Raw genomic sequence first — 15,967 nt, 5'->3', positions numbered from 1 at the left:
GTGGTGGAATGTGGACACTTCGAGGTGCTACTACGGCCCGGTCTCGGTGGCGCCACCTCGCTAGTGGCCGGCGCCAGCAGGGGAATCGGGCGATCCATAGCCATCGGTCTGGCCGCGGCCGGCGCCTCGGTGATGGGCCTGGCCCGCTCCGCCGACGCCCTTGACGATCTCGGGGACGAGATACGCGCCGGAGGAGGCGAGTTTCTTCCGCTCGTTGCGGACATCGCCGAACTCGACTCCACAGCGGCGGCTGTAGCGGCGGCGTGGAGGTGGAAGGGAGGGCTGGACAGCCTGGTCAACTCCGCCGGAGCCACGAACCGCTCCTCCGCGCTGGAGATCAGCCCCGCGGAATGGGATGCGTTGTTCGACGTGAACCTCCGGGGCGCCTTCTTCCTGACCAGGGAAGTCGGTCGCCGCATGCTGGACGGCAATGGAGGCTCGATCGTCCACATCGCGTCGCTGTCAGGGGTGGTGAGCGACGGCGCCCAGGTCGCCTACAGCGCCAGCAAGGCGGCCATGATCCACATGAGTGCCGTGCTGGCCGACCATTGGGCGCCCAAGGTGCGGCTCAACTGCATCAGTCCGGCGTGGGTGGAAACCGACATGACCCGCGACTATCTCGCCGACGAGGACAACGTGTCGGCCATCCTCCAGCGGACGCCCATTGGCCGCATCGCCCGGCCGGAGGAGATGGTCGGAGCAGCGCTGTTCCTCGTATCCGGTATGAGTTCCTACCTGACCGGGCAGAACCTTCTCGTCGACGGTGGATGGACCGCATGAGCGGGGCTCCTGCGGTTGGAATGCCGCGTGCTCATCCGGACGACGACCGGACCCGGGTAAGGCTACGGTCTGCCGTTACCGAACTCCCCCATCACCAGCCGAGGACGGCGGCCGCGTGGTCGCCCATGATGCCCTTGAGCTTGTGCCGGGGTAAGGGGTCGAGTCCCAGCGGTTCAGCATGGTCGTTGATGGTGAGGAGCTTGTCACGCAGCACCACCGGGTCGTAGAGGAACCCGGGATAGTCCGAACCGAAGAACAGCTTCTCCAGGGGAACGAAGAAGGGCTCCGCCTTGTGGAGGAAGGTGAACAACTCCCTCGGACTGAGGGCCGCGATCAGGTAGGAGAGTTCACCGTAGAAGTTGGGGTGCTTGGTGAGCAGGAAGAGCGCTTCGTCCTGCCACGGGATTCCCATGTGGGCTATTATCACCACGAGGTCACGGAACTCCCTGCCGACATCGTCGAGGAGCGCGGGCCGTCCCAGGCCGAGGGACGCGTCGATACGCGTTGATCCGGCCTGGTGGAACATCACCGGGATCCCGAGCTCAAGAGCACACTGGTAGACGGGGAAGGCCAGTTCGCGATCGTCGGGCGACCAGTGCTGGTACATCGGGTAGAGCTTCACTCCGGACAATCCCAGCTCGCGGACAGCCCGGGTGAGTTCCTCCACCGCCGCCTCCGGTCCCTGGTAGGCGGGGTTCACCGAAGCGAAGCCGACCAGGGTCGCCGGGTCCTGACGCACGAGCCCGGCTATGTAGTCGTTGCACTTCTCGGGGTGAGGCGGACCCTCGACGCCGCTGATGCCCGTCGGGTCGACCGTTCCTATCAAGCGGCCGTCGAGCCACTGCGGCGACACGGACAGCAGGACGATCTTGTCGAATCCGGGGTGGTCCCGCATGGATTCGGCGCCACCGATGATCGGCCAACCCTTGCGGGAGAAGCCACTCTCCTCCCACTCGTCCTCCGTGGGCATGCGATGCGTCGGCACGGACCCCGCACTGCGGTAAATGCAGAGCGACCCCTCCCGGCCGTATTCCACCGAGAACTCGGGATCGGCCGCCAATGCGAGCACATGGGTGTGCATATCGATCTGCATTGGCGCCCTCCTCTGGACTCGGGCAACGTCGATACCCTAACCCGAGCACCGTCCGCCAGGCCCGGCACCGGCAACGAAACCCAGGTCGCGGGATCGCGGGCCAACCCCCTCTCGTCTTTGCGGCACCCTCCTCAAGACGCCGTTCCCAAGCCCGAAGTAAGCTCGCCATGACGGACCAAATCGGCAGGTCCGGGAGAGACGTCAGCGCTTCACCGGTGCAGGCCCGGGAGGCACGAGCCGAAAGGACGGGACAGATGTCGCGATACCTCATCGTGGGCAACCCGGTGGTCACGCTTGCCGACGAAGCGTTCATCACGGATGGCGCCCTGATCGTCGAAGGTAAGAAGATTGTGGAGTCGGGACCGAGGGCCGAACTCGAGACCAAGGGGCCCTTCGACCGCATCCTCGGCTCGCAGGACCACTTCGTCATGCCCGGATTCGTTGCCGCCCACTACCACTCTGAGTCGGCGCTGGGTCCGGGTCTCTGGGAGATGCTCTTCGAGAGGGCCAACATCTACGTACATCCGGTCTTCAAGCCGATGGACGAGGAGATCATGTACCAGGCCATCCTCGTCACCCTCATGACCGCGGTCCGGGGCGGAATCACAACCACGGTCGACGCCTTCTACGGCCGGCCCGGTCCTAAGAACTTCGGCATGAACAATGCTCTGCAGGCCTACGAGGACCTGGGAATGCGGACCGCGCTCGGGATCACTCTGCGCGATGAGAACCTCTATGTCCACGAGGCCAACGAGGACTTCCTGAAACGACTGCCCGAACAGCTGGCCGAAGAGGTGCGCAACTCCCCCATGGGTTACGCCCTGCCCAGCGACGATGTCCTAGCCGCGTATCAGGATACTGCCAGGACGTGGGACCGCCGGGACGACCGGCTCCGCGTCCTGCTTGCTCCGGACTGGACCCCGGCCGTTTCGAACGACCTGTACCGGCGGTGCCGGGCCATAGCCACCGAGTACGACACCGGGATCATGACCCACTGCCTCGAAACCCGATCCGAGATGCAATACAACATCAAGCGCTTCGGTGTCACCGGCATGCAACGCCTGTCTGACATCGGACTGCTCGGTCCCGACGTCTCGCTGTCGCACTTCGTCTGGGCAACGGACCGCGACATCGAGATCCTGGCCGACAGCGGGGCCGTGGCGGCGAGCAACCCCGGCTCGAATCTACGGCTGAGCACCGGCGTTTGCCGGGTGCGCGACATCCTCGACGCCGGCGGAGGGCTGGCGTTCGGCACCGATGCCATCTCCTTCTCCGAACGTGACGACATGCTCCAGGAAGTCAGGCTGGGCGCCTACCTCCAGCGGCTACCCCTAGGCCCGGAACCCGAGCACGGCCGGCTCGACTCCGAGGCGCTCCTGCGATCCGCGGCCACCTACGGCGCCCGGGCCGCCCGCGCCGAGGATCGCATCGGCAGCCTGGCGGTGGGAAAAGATGCCGACTTGCTCATCCTCGACCGCAAGCGGGTCTTCGATACGCCTGCTCGCTTCTACATAAGCCCGGTCCTCGACGTGATCCTGGACCGGGCCGACGGCACGGACATCGAGACGGTGCTCATCGCCGGCAAGGTGGTGCTCGACAACGGGGAGATCACCACCCTTAACGAGCAGCAGATCCGGGACGAGTACAACGAGGCGATAGCGAGGGGGCTCTTCGATCTGGAGGAGCCCTGGGCTCGGTGGGCCGAGCTTGCGTTCGAGGTCGAGCCGTACCTGTTCGACTTCTACCGCCCGTGGGCGGAGGAGCCCATGGCCCTCGGCTACGAGTACAACACGACGACCGGCCCGGTCGGCTTCGATGGCGGCCGGCGTATCGGAGGAGGTACCCGTCGATGAGCAGTGTTTGCGAAAACCTCAGGGACAGCTGCCGGGACATCTGGCACGTGCTGCACAACCATCCGTTCGTGGATGAATTGGCCGCCGGCACCCTTCCAGAACGGAAGTTCGCCTTCTACATCGGCCAGAACATCGTCTTCCTGAGGGAGTTGGCCAGGGCGATGGCCCTCGGTGTGGCGAAGGCCGATGATGAGGACACCATGCGGGACTTCGCCGCCATCGTGAGCAACATCGTCGACTTCGAGCTACCCAAGAACCGCCAGTTGCTCGACGAGGTCCGGCAGATGGTTCCTGGAGCGACCGAAGAGGTGGTGATGGCACCCGGGACGCTGGCCTACACCCGCCACCTGCTGACCGTGGCCTACGAGGGCCGAGCCGCCGACATCATGGCCTCGCTGACACCCTGCGCCTGGAGCTACGGTGAGATCGGCAAGGAACGGCTTCCCGACGCCCCCGAACACCAGGTCTACCGCACCTGGATCGAGTTCTTCGGTGGGCAGGAGTACTGGGACACGCTCGAAGAGGTCAAGGACAAGCTCGAACGACTCTGCGAGGGCATGAGCAGTTCGGACCTGGCAAGAATCGAGGACATCTTCCGCACCAGCAGCCGCCTGGAGCAGATGTTCTGGGACATGGCCTACAACGAGAGGGCCTGGCCGGTCTGAGTTCCTGCCGATGACATGGACCGTCGCCATCGACATCGGTGGCACTTTCACCGACGTGGTCGCAGACGACGGGATCGGGCAGCGGCTCACGGCCAAGGTGCCCACGGTCCCCGCCGATCCGGCTCTCGGTCTGCTCGACGGCCTCTCCGTTCTCGGCCGTCTCGGAATGGCGTTCGAGGAAGTGTCCCTGGTGTTCCACGGCACCACCATCGCCACCAACGCGGTCATCAACGACAGGCTGGCCCGGGTCGTCCTCCTCACGACCAAGGGCTTCCGCGACATACTGACCTACCGCTCGGGTTCCCGTCCCGACGCTTACGACCTGCGCCAGAGCCGCCCGAGGGAGTTCATCCCGCGCGGTGACCGGATCGAAGTGGACGAACGCATAACCGCAACCGGTACCGTTCGGACCCTGACGGCGTCGGAGACCGGCCGAGCAGTCAGCGAGGTCGAGTCACGGGATCCGGAAGCGGTCGCCATCTCACTCCTGTTCAGCTACCTGGACGACAGCCACGAGCGCGCGCTCGCCGATGCCCTCGAAGTCGCATGTCCCGGCCTGGCCGTCTCCCGATCCTCCGAGGTGGCTAACGAGTTCCGGGAGTACCCTCGGACCGTCACGACGGCTGTCAACGCCGGGCTCCGCCCGGTCGTCCGGGACTACCTGAAGAGAGCCGAGGATGGAATACGGGATCTCGGAGTACCGGGAGCCTTCCTCGTGATGCAGTCCAACGGCGGGGGCGTCCCCGCCGCCCGAGCGGAGGCCGAGGCCCACAAACTACTGGTCTCCGGACCCGCGGCCGGTGTGGCTGGGGCGGTGGCCCTGGGAGCGGCCACCGGGCGAACCCACCTCCTGTCACTCGATATCGGTGGTACGTCGGCGGATGTCTGCCTGATACGGAAGGGGCTGGCTTCGGTGTCCCCGATGCGCCACATCGAATCCCACCCGATTCTGTCGCCGTCCCTCGGCATCCATTCGGCCGGAGCCGGAGGCGGGAGCATCGTCGAGGTCGACCGGTCAGGCGCCCTCAAGGTCGGTCCGGCCAGCGCGGGAGCGGATCCCGGCCCCGCCGCGTACGGGCTCGGGGGTCGGAACGCCACCCTCACCGACGCTCACCTGGTGGCGGGCACCCTCGGTGAGCTGACAGCTCTGGGTGGCAGCCTCACCCTGGACCGGGATGCGGCCCTCGATGCGATCACCACGGTGGGCGCCGGGTTGGGGCTGAGCGCGCAGGCTACCGCCGAAGGCGTGCTGGCCATTGCCAACGCCCATCTCGAGGCGGCCATCCGGAGGGTCTCGATAGATCGCGGGCAGGATCCCAGGCGGTACACCCTGGTGGCTTTCGGCGGGGCGGGGCCGCTCCACGCCGGCCAGTTGATCAGGGATCTGTCCATGCCGGAAGCGATCATCCCACGTCACCCCGGCCTCTTCTCCGCGGCGGGCCTGCTCGCAACGGACCTCAGAATCGACGAGTCGGCCACAGTGCTGACCACCGTCGACAAGTCCTCCATCGGAGGTATCGCCCGCTGGTTCGACACGACCGCGGAGTCGCTCCGCGCCCGGCTCCGGGCGGACGGGATCGAGGACCGTCGAGTCCGTCTCGAACCTTCCATCGACTGCCGGTACCGGGGCCAGGGCTTCGAGTTGACCGTCCCGGTCAGGTCCGCCGGGCTCAGCCCCGAAGGGGTCCGTGATGAGTTCCGCAACATCCACGACTCGCTCTACGGCCATACATCGGATGATCCCGTGGTGGCCGTGACCCTGCGGATGTCCGCCTTCGGCTCGCTCCCGGTCGGCACGGCCCCACCCAACGGCGAATCCCTCCGCTCTCCGAGCCCGGTCTCCACACGCCTCATGAAGCTGCGGGAGATGCCCCGCCCCGTCAAGGCCCCCGTCTACAGGCGCGATGATCTGAGTCCCGGCGCCGTGCTGGCGGGGCCGTGCATAGTGGAGCAACCGGACGCCACCACCGTCGTTCTCGACGGGCAGTCCGCCCGCGTGGACCGGTTCCAGAACCTGATCATCCGGGAGGCGGCCGATGCGTAGCAGAGACCTCGATCCTGTCACCTACGAGTTGATCCACAGCCGCCTCCGCCACGCTGCTCGCGAGATGGCGATGATCCTCAAGCGTTCCAGCCACAGCCCCATCATCAGGGAGATGGAGGACTTCAGCTGCGCGATCTTCGCGCCCGGAGGCGAATCGGTGGCCCAGGACGAGCGGATTCCCGCCCAGTTGGGGGCGATGTCGCTGGCCGTCCAGACCTGCAGAGCTGAGTATCCGGACCCTGGTGACGTGCAGCCGGGAGACGCCTTCCTCCTCAACCATCCGTACATGGGATGCATGCATACGCCGGACCTGAACCTGGTCATGCCCGTTTTCTCCGACGGCAAGGTGGTGGGATGGACCGGGTCGACCGCCCACCATGTCGACCTGGGCGGACCCACACCCGGCACCCTGGCGCCCCACCACCGGGAGTTGTTCGCCGAGGGTCTGATCTTCCCGCCCATCAAGCTCTACCAAGGGGGCAAGGAGAACCGGGACCTGTTCCGGATGATCGCCGCCAACGTGCGGGAACCCCGGGGGCTGGTGGCCGACCTGCGGGCCCAACACGCCTCCTGTCTCACAGGGGTGAGGGCCCTGCTGCGCACTATGGCACGGTACGGATCCGACCAGGTCGGCGCTGCGTTCACCGCGATCCTCGACCGGACCGCCCGCCAGACCGCCGCCGCCCTGTCCGACCTCGAGGACGGGGAAGCCGTCCGCACCGGCCATCTCGACGACGACGGACTCGGCAGCGCCCCCGTACCGATCCGCGTCCGGCTCGCCAAGACCCGCCGGGCGCTGCATGTGGATTTCACCGGCTCGTCCCCCCAGGTGGACGGCGCGCTCAACGTGCCGTGGGCAAGCACCCGGGCATGCGTGGCCTACCTGGTCCGCACCATGGTCGGCCTCGACATTCCCTCCAACGACGGCTTGCTGGCGCCCGTCACCATCACGTGCCCGTCGGGAACCATCCTGAATCCGCGGTTCCCCGCGGCCGTCTCCGTGCGGCACAACACCTGCCAGGTGGTCGCCGACACCCTCATCCGGGCGGCCTCCGATCTGTGGCCGGCCCGGGCGGTGGCCAGCAGCAGCGTCACGTTCTTCGGCTTGCAGATCGGCAGCATTTCCCCCCAGACCGGCGAGACCGCGGTCCTCATGGAGGTGGTGGGCGGCGGGACGGGCGCGCATGACCACGGAAGGGGAATCGACGGGGTGGACACCTACATGTCCAACGTGGCGCTGCTACCGGTCGAGGTGGCCGAGACCGAGTACTCGGTCCGGATACTCAAGAGCGAACTCGTCGAGGACTCGTCCGGAGAGGGCCTGCTGTCCGGCGGCCTGGGGATCTGTCGCGAGTACCAGATCCTCGACGTCCCCCAGATCGCCACCCTCTACTGCGAGCAGGCCATCGAGGAGCACCGGCCGGAGGGGGTGGGCGGGGGCGATGACGCCCGCCCCACCAGGGTGACGATCCTCGGGCCCGATGGGCAGGTCGTATCGACAGCCTCGAAGACGTCCTCCTCTCTGGAACCCGGGTCGATCATCAGGGTGGAGACCAGCGGTGGAGGCGGCTACGGCCCGGCGTCCACCCCCGGCACGACGTCGGACATGGCCCGCTCCAGCTGAGCGATGTGGTCACCGGCGGACTCGATGCCGGGCATGTAGCTGGTGAAGAACGAGATATCCGTCGCTCCCGCGGAGATCATCCTTCGCACGTTCCCGACTATCTGTTCGGTGGTCTCCTCGGGACCTAGGCCCACGGAGACGTGGAGTCGGAGTGCGTCGGCGTCCCGACCCGCCTCGGCGGCGAGACGCCGGATCTTCTTCCAGCAGGCGCCGATCTCCTCGACCGTCTGGACAGGCCTCGACAGCCAGCCCACCCCGTGCTCCACCACCCGCCGGAACACGGGCGGGGTCGTACCGCCGAACCACAGCGGCGGGTGGGGCCGGGTCACCGGCTTCGGCTCCATTCCCATGCCGTCCACCCGGTAGAACCGCCCGTCGAAGTCGACCCGGTCCCGGGTCCAGAGCAGCTTCATCAACTCGATGCCCTCGTCCATCCGCCTGCCCCGCTCCGTGAAGGGAACCTCCAGGGCGTCGTATTCCTCCAGGTGCCATCCGATCCCGAGCCCCAACTCGAGACGCCCTCCGGAGAGGCTGTCCGCAGCGGCCGCCTGCTTGGCGACGACCGCTGGACCCCGCTGAGGCATGATCACCACTGCGGAACGCAGCGCGATCCGGGTCGTGACACCCCCTAGATACCCGAGAGCAACCAGGATGTCGTGGTAGGGGGTCCGGGCCGGGTAGTGCGCCCGAGGTGTCCCGTCCGCGGCCGAGTAGGCGAGCAGGACGTGATCGATCAGCGTAAGGAAGTCGTAGCCGAGACCTTCGGCTGCCTGGGCGACATCACGCATGGCGGCGGGATCGTCGATGAGAAGTGAGTTGACGGCGCCTATCCCGTACTTCATTCGCATGCTCCTCCAGTCCGCATCCCGTAGCCTTAAGGAGGCTACCTTCCGGTACGGATACCACTGGAGACGGAGGATCGGGAATGAGAACGAAAGCGGCGGTACTTCACGAGTTCAACACCCCGTTGGTGGTCGAGGAGGTCGAGCTGCAAGCACCCAAGGCCAACGAGGTCTCGGTGGAGATGGTGTCGAGCGGGGTATGCCACAGTGATCTGCACATCGTGCAGGGCCACATCCCGGTGAACCTGCCGATCATTTGCGGCCACGAGGGCGCCGGGATCGTGACCGCGGTCGGGCCCGGACCGTCCCCCGTACAGGTCGGAGACCGGGTGGTCCTCTCCTGGGTGTCGCCGTGCGGCAACTGCAACTATTGCGCCACAGGAAACCCGGCCCTGTGCATGACCGCCATCGGACCCTCCTACGAGGGCCAACTCCACGACGGAACGAGCCGCTTCACAGCCCCCGACGGGACAACCATCAGCCACCACCTGATGCTGTCCACCTACTCCCGGGAGGTGACCGTGCCGGCCTCGGCGGCCATCCCAGTCCCGGACGATGTTCCCCTCGAGCCCCTCGCCGTGATCGGATGCGCCGTCTCCACCGGGGTCGGAGCTGTCGTCAACACGGGCAACGTGCAACTCGGCGACAGCGTCGCCGTCATCGGCTGCGGGGGCATCGGACTCAACGCCATCCAGGGAGCGCGGCTGCGGGGCGCCGGGAAGATAATCGGAGTCGACATCGCCGAGCACAAGCTCGAAGCCGCCCGACGCTTCGGCGCCACCCACACGGTGAACGCGTCCGAGGAGGAAACCTCGGAAACGCTCATCGCCATGACCGGCGGACTCGGGGTGGACCTGGCGGTAGAGGCGATCGGCCATCCCGAAACCGTGGCCACCGCGGTCCGCTCGCTCCGCCGGGGAGGCACGGCCGTGCAGGTCGGGATAGCGCCATACGGAACCAAACTCACCGTCGACATGGGCCTGCTGCTCGACGAGCGCAAGCTCCTAGGCTGCTACTACGGCTCGCTTCGGCCAGCCTTCGACATCCCCCGCTACGTCGAGTTGTACAAGGCCGGCAAACTCCTGGTAGACGAACTGATCACCGCCGAGATCGACCAGGATGGCATCAGCGGCGCCCTCCAGCAGTTCGACCGTGGAGAAGGCATAAGAAGCCTGGTCCGCTACTAGCTGGGAGGATCAGCGGACTCAGCGGCACCGTCCGCCGGCGGTAGGCGGGGATGTCCGGGCCCGCCGATCCCCGGGACAGGATCGCCCTCGGCACAGAATGGAGCGCCCCCGGATAGGATGGCGCGGACAATGGCCGTGTCGGAGGTGCCCATGCCGCACGTGATGACGGTCCGGGGCCCTATCAGCCCGTCGGGCCTGGGCCCGACCATGACCCACGAGCACATCTTCCTCGACTCCCGCCATGCCTGGAGCCCGTCCCCGGAAATACTCGATTCCGAGGCCGGCGACCGGCCCTTCGAGGTTCGTCTGGCCGGGATCAGCCGATGGAACCAGTCGGCCTACCGGCAGAACCTCGTCCAGAGCCCCGAGGACGACTACGAACTGATCTGCGAGGAGGTCGGGGAGTACGTCCGGGCCGGCGGTGGCACGATCGTGGAGCTGACGACCATCGGCCTCAACCCGGCGCCCGAGGCCCTGGCCCGGTTGTCCGCCGACCTCGATCTCCACATCGTGGCCGGCACGGGCTTCTATGTCCAAGCACTGCATCCCCCCTGGGTGGAGGGTATGAGCGCGTCCGACCTCACCGAGTTCCTCCGGCGCGAGGTCACAGAGGGCATGGGGGGTACAACGATCCGTCCGGGGATCATCGGAGAGATAGGCACCTCGGAGACGCTCTTCGACGTGGAGGAGCGGGTCCTGCGGGCTTCCGCCCGCGTCGCGGTCGAGACAGACACGGCGATCAACGTCCACTGCCACCCTCCTGCTCTCGAGGTGGTGCTACGCATCCTCGACATACTCGAGGAGGAGGGTCAACCCCTCGACCGGACCTCTCTCTCCCATCTCGACGAGATCACCGATCTCGGCTACCACCGGGCTGTCTTGGAGCGGGGACCGCTGGTGGGGTTCGACAGTTTCGGCCAGGACGGTTACTTCGAGCCGACCTGGAAGTCCAAGAGCGACCAGGCCAAGCTGGAGACCATGCTCGCTCTGGCGGAGGAAGGCTTCGAGGACCAGTTGATCATGGCCCAGGACATGCACAAGAAGCACTACCTGCTCCGCTACGGCGGCTTCGGCTACAACCACGTCCTCACCCGGGTGGTGCCGAGAATGAGGCTGACCTACGGGGTCGGCGACGGGCTGATCGACAAGCTGCTGGTCACCAACCCGGCTCGGCTCCTGACCAGAAAACACGACGCCGCGTAGAAATACCGGGCCGTTCTGGACGGGTCCGCCGGTGGGATGTCCGCCATAATGAGAGGGACCCGGAGCCCGCTCACGCGGGAAGCGCGGAGGTAGATGGTGCTGGTCGGATACGTGAGCGACGAGTTCTACGTCGCCATCCCGGACGTCGACATGGAGTTCACCAGGGGGAAGACGTCGGTCAGGGCCCGCTCCCGTGCTTCCGGATCGGTTCATGCGAGCGTGCAACCGGGCTCCTACCGCGTCTACCTGACCCGCCCGGGCTTCACGCCCAAATGGGTGGACATGGAGGTCGTGGAAGGCCGGGTCCACCACTTCCGTCTGCTGTCGGACAACCTCAGCGGCTACGTGTGGCCCAAGTGGACGAGATCCGGCGAGGTCGGACAGGTCCGCCTCCACTCGCCGTACAACGCGGTGGTGAGCCTCTGGCGGTACGGGTGGGAGCGTGAGTTCATCTCGAAGCTGGGTCACTTCGATGACGAGCCCCGCGGTGCCTACGCCCAGATACTCCCGGACGGCGACGTAACGCAGTCCGGCGTGAAGTGGAGCGACCATGGTTACTCGTTCCCCGAGGTCGACCCCAGGGTGTACGTGGAGGCACCGGAGCGGTCAGGTCTCTACTACTTCCACGCCAAGGACGCGACCGGCGCCTTCTTCTCCTTCCCGTGGATCGTCGCCCCCCGCGAGCCGCGCCACCGGCTCGCCGTCCTGGCGTCCAATATCAATTGGAACTGCTACAACCACTACGGGGGTCGCAGCAACTACGTGTCCGCTATCAGGCTCTCCCCCCGGCCCCACTTCAACTTCCGGCAGGAAGAGGTCTACTACACGGATCCGGCCCTCCAGCCCTGGATAGCGGACGAGTACGACCCGCTGTCGTTCGACCGCCCCGAGCCGCTCAACATGACACCCGAGCACGGTTCCATCACCGACCCTATGGAGCGCCGCGGCGAGGAACACGTCGCGCCTGCCGAATGGCGGCTGCTCGGATGGCTCGAGCGGGAAGGCTTCGGTTACGACTACTACGCCGAGACCCAGCTGCATTTCGACGAGATGCCACTTGACGACTACGAGGTGCTGATCGTCAGCACCCATCCCGAGTACTGGTCGGCCAAGATGTACTACCAGGTGAAGTCGTGGGTGTTCGACGGGGGCGGGAGGTTGATGGTGCTGGGGGGTAACAGCCTCAATTGCGAGGTGAAGTTCCTGGACCGGACGACGATCACCGTACGTAACAACGACCACCGCAAGCGCCCGCCCGGCTACGAGAGCCGGTTCGGGACCCGGCACGAGTCTGAAGCCCACCTGACCGGAGTGGTGACCACCCACACCGGCTACGAGACGGGCGCTCCCTACCAGGTGATCGATCCGTCGCACTGGGCCCTGGCAGGTACCGGCCTGGCCGAGGGTGACCTCTTCGGCACGGAGTCGCTCGACCGGCGGGCGCCCGGAGGCGCGTCCGGGCACGAGACCGACAAGCTGACTCCCTCGTCCCCGCCGGGTATCAGTCTGATCGCAAAGGGAACCAATCCCGACGAAGGCGGAGCGGAGATGGTCCATCATCGGACCACGAGTGGTGGCGAGGTCTTCTCGGTCGGCTCCATCTCCTACACCTGCTCGATCGCGGTCGACGACCAGATCTCGAAGGTGACCCGGAACGTCCTCGAACGGTTCTTGGGCTCGTGACCCCCCTCAACCGCACCCGCCGGACCGGCCCATGACCCGGGTTCTGCTGTTCGGGATCGACCAGATGATCCTGCCCCTCACCGAGCATCTGATGAAGCAGCGAAGCTACCCGAACCTGGAACGGGTACTCCACGGGGAAGGTGCGGTGTCCGAGGCCATTCCGTGCTGGCCCGCCTGGACGCCCACCAACTGGGCGACCATCGCTACCGGGGCGGATCCCGGCGCGCACGGAGTGATCAGCTGGGAGGTCTCCCTGCCCGATGGCCGGTGGCTGACCAGCTTCCACTCCTCGGCGCTGAAGAGCGAGACCCTGTGGGAGGCCGCCGATAGGGCCGGGTTGAAGGTCGGGCTGGTGCACTACCCGGCATCATGGCCGTCCCGCCTGGAGAACGGCTTCGTGATCGACGGCTGCGCCCTACCCGACTACGGCCAGACCCCCTTCGAGCTGGTGTCGGGTCAGGGATACTGCACCGACACGGACCTTCCCATCTCCCACCGCGTCGGCTTCGAGTCCGAGTCCGGATGGGCCAATCTCGGCGGCGCTTTGAAGCCCCGCACCGGCACACTGGAGATAGTGGCGAAGGTGGGCGGCTCCGTGACCGAGGTGCCGTTCGCCGTCACCGGCGACGAGCGGTACGAGCGCATCGTCCTCAGCCTCTCCCGTGACGGGAACGACCTGCTGGCCGCCGGGTCCGTCGGGGAATGGAGCGACTGGTTCGTGGTCCCGGTCGGCGCGATCGACGGACGGACGCGCATACGCCTGATCCGCTGCGACCCGCGCAGCGGCGACTTCCACCTGTGGCGCAGCCAGATACTTCCGGTCGACGGGCCTTCCGAACCCGGGTGGATCCTCGATGCCCTCACCCGGCAGCTCGGGCCCTACCAGGAGCACGTAAGCGAGATCGCCGCGCTCGGCGGCGCCGCCGACTACGAGACCATGGCCGACGAAGCCCGCTACCAGATTCGCTGGCTCGCCCGCGCCATGCTTGAACTGCTGGACCGCCACGGATGCTCGCTGGTCGGATTCCACTGGCATTGGCTGGACTGGGTCAACCACCTGCACCTCGGGCATGTGGATCCCGCCTGGCCCCATTACCGGGCAGACCGAGCAGAAGAACACCTGGAAGTGATCCACGACGCCCTGGACATGATCGACGAGGCGCTCGGCATCGCCCTCGAAGGCCTCCGGGACGACGACCTTCTCATCCTGGTTGCCGACCACGGCAACCTGCCCGTGGACCGTATGATCAACTTCCGCCGCTACTTCGTGGAGACCGGACGGACGGTGCTCCTGGACCCGGACGGTTCCATCGACGAGGCCAACACGGACTGGAACCGGACCCAGGTCTACGTTCCCGACCGCCTCAACGCACCGGAGATACGCCTCAACCCGGCTCTCGACCCCGACCAGGCCGAGACGGTGATGGCAGAGGCGATCCGGGACCTTCGTACCCTGGTCGATCCCGGAACCGGCAAGACACCGATCGCGTTGGCCCTGCCCAAGCGGGAGGCCGCGGTGCTCGGGTGGTTCGGTCCCGACGCGGGTGACATCCTGGTCATCCTGGAATCCGGCTACGTGTGGGACACCGAAGCACACATCGACTCCGAGATCATCGACGCGGCAATAGAGAGCGACGTGGCGCCCCACTGGCACGGCGGCGCGCCATCGCCGGTGTTCTCGGATCATCCCCCACCGGAGACCGCCGCCCACGGTCACGTCCTCCCCACCGCCGCCACTTCTCTCTCGTCGAACATGGCGATCCTGGCGATGGTGGGAGGTCCCGCCGGCCGCGGGTACCGGAGGGATCCGGACCTGTTGGGTCCCGCCTGGCTCAAAGACATAGCGCCGACCATCGCGCACGTGCTCGGCATCCCCCCGCCCCGCCACAACTCGGGCGGCGTCCTGCACGACTTCCTGGGCCGGGATCCCGGAACCATGGAGCGGGACCGGAACCCGCCCTCGCACTACCAGATACCGAGGGACCTCAAGGATGCCCAGGTCGGCATGTACGACTTCTCGATCCTCGATACCCCGCCGGCAGAGGGTTGAGTCCGACCTCCTCGCGGGTTACTCCCACTCCGGGAAGGGCCGTCGCCAGTTCTCGTAGATGATCGCGTCCTGTATCTCCTCGGGAATGGTCGGGAGCCGAGTGCCCTCGACGATGTCGTTGATCCGTCTGAGGCCGTTGATCACGTTGGTGATGGTGCCCGAGGGGTAGTCGGAGGCCAGTAACAGCTTGTGGTCTACTCCGTACTCCATGGCGGTGACCATCGCCTGCCAGTAGCGCCACGGCCGGTAGTGGACAGCCGAGATGTCCGCGTACATGTTGGGCGACTTGCGTATCAGGGCGACCACATCCTCCTCCCAGGGGTGGCCGAGATGGGCGATGATCATCCTGAGCTCCGGAAACTCCATGGCCACGTCCTCGAGCTGTAGAGGCAAGGCCCAGCGGAGCCGGGCGCGGCTGGGGAAAGTCGTGCCCTGGTGCCAGATGGTCGGGATGCCGTATCCCGCGCACTTGCGGAAGAACTCCCAGTAGGTCCGATCGGTCGGATCGAAGTGCTGGTAGGTGGGACCGAGCTTCAGGCCCTCCAGACCGAGGTCCTCCACGCAGTGGGTCAACTGGTCGATGGCGTCCGGCGCCGTAGGGTTCACGGACGCCCAGCCGATCAGCTTCTCCGGATGGGTCGCGACGTATTCGGCCACCAACCGGTTGGGAACGACGATGCCCGTGGGCTCCGCCTGTATCCCGAAAACCACCACCTTGTCGGCCGGCTCCGCAGCCTCCCAGTGATCCTCCGGCCGCGAGTCGTAGGAGTGCAGGTCGAGGTGGGCACTGTGGACCTCGCCCCCGGACTGCTTCATCTTGACCAGCTTGGATGCCAGGGCCTCCTGGGCCGCCTCCTCCGACCAGTGATCCGGGTACCAGCCGATGTGGGTGTGCACGTCGACTATCACGGATTCACCTCCACTCCCGGCCGGCGACGGTCCA

General features: G+C 66.5%; 12 protein-coding genes. 9 read left to right on the top strand and 3 right to left on the bottom strand.

Annotated features, from left to right (window positions below; translation table 11 throughout):
• The gene (locus OXK16_10460; protein MDE0376371.1) at window positions 1-780 is read left to right on the top strand and encodes an SDR family oxidoreductase; all 780 of its coding nucleotides are present in this window, start codon (window positions 1-3) and stop codon (window positions 778-780) included.
• Between the two features lie 91 nt (window positions 781-871).
• Here OXK16_10460 and OXK16_10455 read toward each other — a convergent pair whose 3' ends face one another.
• Window positions 872-1,873: an amidohydrolase family protein gene (locus tag OXK16_10455; protein ID MDE0376370.1), complete on the bottom strand. Its 1,002-nt coding sequence runs from the start codon at window positions 1,871-1,873 to the stop codon at window positions 872-874.
• A 254-nt stretch (window positions 1,874-2,127) separates the two neighbouring features.
• Here OXK16_10455 and OXK16_10450 point away from each other — a divergent pair, with 254 nt between their 5' ends.
• Genes OXK16_10450 through OXK16_10435 form a run of 4 tightly spaced genes read left to right on the top strand, consistent with a single transcriptional unit; the run spans window position 2,128 to window position 8,059 of the window.
• On the top strand, window positions 2,128-3,726 hold the full coding sequence (locus tag OXK16_10450; GenBank protein MDE0376369.1) for an amidohydrolase family protein: 1,599 nt from the start codon (window positions 2,128-2,130) through the stop codon (window positions 3,724-3,726).
• Entirely contained in the window at window positions 3,723-4,391 is a 669-nt protein-coding gene (gene tenA / locus OXK16_10445; GenBank protein ID MDE0376368.1) for a thiaminase II, read from the top strand. Before OXK16_10450 ends, tenA begins: the two co-directional genes overlap by 4 nt.
• A 10-nt stretch (window positions 4,392-4,401) precedes the next feature.
• Window positions 4,402-6,435: a hydantoinase/oxoprolinase family protein gene (locus tag OXK16_10440; GenBank protein ID MDE0376367.1), complete on the top strand. Its 2,034-nt coding sequence runs from the start codon at window positions 4,402-4,404 to the stop codon at window positions 6,433-6,435.
• Window positions 6,428-8,059: a hydantoinase B/oxoprolinase family protein gene (locus OXK16_10435; GenBank protein ID MDE0376366.1), complete on the top strand. Its 1,632-nt coding sequence runs from the start codon at window positions 6,428-6,430 to the stop codon at window positions 8,057-8,059. The genes OXK16_10440 and OXK16_10435 overlap by 8 nt, the downstream gene beginning before the upstream one ends.
• Here OXK16_10435 and OXK16_10430 read toward each other — a convergent pair.
• Window positions 8,005-8,901, bottom strand: a complete 897-nt coding sequence (locus OXK16_10430) for a TIGR03619 family F420-dependent LLM class oxidoreductase (protein MDE0376365.1) — start codon at window positions 8,899-8,901, stop codon at window positions 8,005-8,007. The genes OXK16_10435 and OXK16_10430 overlap by 55 nt on opposite strands.
• An 83-nt stretch (window positions 8,902-8,984) precedes the next feature.
• On the opposite strand from OXK16_10430, the gene OXK16_10425 reads away from it, so the two are divergent.
• The 4 genes from OXK16_10425 (at window position 8,985) to OXK16_10410 (ending at window position 15,024) form a co-directional block, all read left to right on the top strand.
• Entirely contained in the window at window positions 8,985-10,088 is a 1,104-nt protein-coding gene (locus tag OXK16_10425; protein ID MDE0376364.1) for a Zn-dependent alcohol dehydrogenase, read from the top strand.
• Between the two features lie 129 nt (window positions 10,089-10,217).
• On the top strand, window positions 10,218-11,291 hold the full coding sequence (locus OXK16_10420) for a hypothetical protein (protein ID MDE0376363.1): 1,074 nt from the start codon (window positions 10,218-10,220) through the stop codon (window positions 11,289-11,291).
• Window positions 11,292-11,384: 93 nt separating this feature from the next.
• A complete protein-coding gene (locus OXK16_10415; GenBank protein MDE0376362.1) occupies window positions 11,385-12,974 on the top strand; it encodes a carboxypeptidase regulatory-like domain-containing protein in 1,590 nt (529 codons plus the stop codon).
• A gap of 31 nt (window positions 12,975-13,005) precedes the next feature.
• Window positions 13,006-15,024, top strand: a complete 2,019-nt coding sequence (locus tag OXK16_10410) for an alkaline phosphatase family protein (protein MDE0376361.1) — start codon at window positions 13,006-13,008, stop codon at window positions 15,022-15,024.
• Between the two features lie 18 nt (window positions 15,025-15,042).
• On the opposite strand, the gene OXK16_10405 is transcribed toward OXK16_10410, so the two are convergent.
• Window positions 15,043-15,933, bottom strand: a complete 891-nt coding sequence (locus OXK16_10405) for an amidohydrolase family protein (protein ID MDE0376360.1) — start codon at window positions 15,931-15,933, stop codon at window positions 15,043-15,045.
• Between the last annotated feature and the right edge of the window lie 34 nt (window positions 15,934-15,967).

Source organism: bacterium (assembly GCA_028821235.1).
Lineage (GTDB): Bacteria > Actinomycetota > Acidimicrobiia > Spongiisociales > Spongiisociaceae > Spongiisocius.
Note: the sequence above shows the minus strand (reverse complement) of the source record. Positions and strands in the feature narration are given on the sequence as shown.

What these genes read in the sequence shown, in the direction of transcription:
- tenA (MDE0376368.1), top strand. Translation starts at nt 3,723, where the DNA reads ATGAGCAGTGTTTGCGAAAACCTCAGGGACAGCTGCCGGGACATCTGG.
- OXK16_10450 (MDE0376369.1), top strand. Translation starts at nt 2,128, where the DNA reads ATGTCGCGATACCTCATCGTGGGCAACCCGGTGGTCACGCTTGCCGAC.
- OXK16_10415 (MDE0376362.1), top strand. Translation starts at nt 11,385, where the DNA reads ATGGTGCTGGTCGGATACGTGAGCGACGAGTTCTACGTCGCCATCCCG.
- OXK16_10435 (MDE0376366.1), top strand. Translation starts at nt 6,428, where the DNA reads ATGCGTAGCAGAGACCTCGATCCTGTCACCTACGAGTTGATCCACAGC.
- OXK16_10410 (MDE0376361.1), top strand. Translation starts at nt 13,006, where the DNA reads ATGACCCGGGTTCTGCTGTTCGGGATCGACCAGATGATCCTGCCCCTC.
- OXK16_10425 (MDE0376364.1), top strand. Translation starts at nt 8,985, where the DNA reads ATGAGAACGAAAGCGGCGGTACTTCACGAGTTCAACACCCCGTTGGTG.
- OXK16_10430 (MDE0376365.1), bottom strand. Translation starts at nt 8,901, where the DNA reads ATGAAGTACGGGATAGGCGCCGTCAACTCACTTCTCATCGACGATCCC.
- OXK16_10455 (MDE0376370.1), bottom strand. Translation starts at nt 1,873, where the DNA reads ATGCAGATCGATATGCACACCCATGTGCTCGCATTGGCGGCCGATCCC.
- OXK16_10420 (MDE0376363.1), top strand. Translation starts at nt 10,218, where the DNA reads ATGGCCGTGTCGGAGGTGCCCATGCCGCACGTGATGACGGTCCGGGGC.
- OXK16_10440 (MDE0376367.1), top strand. Translation starts at nt 4,402, where the DNA reads ATGACATGGACCGTCGCCATCGACATCGGTGGCACTTTCACCGACGTG.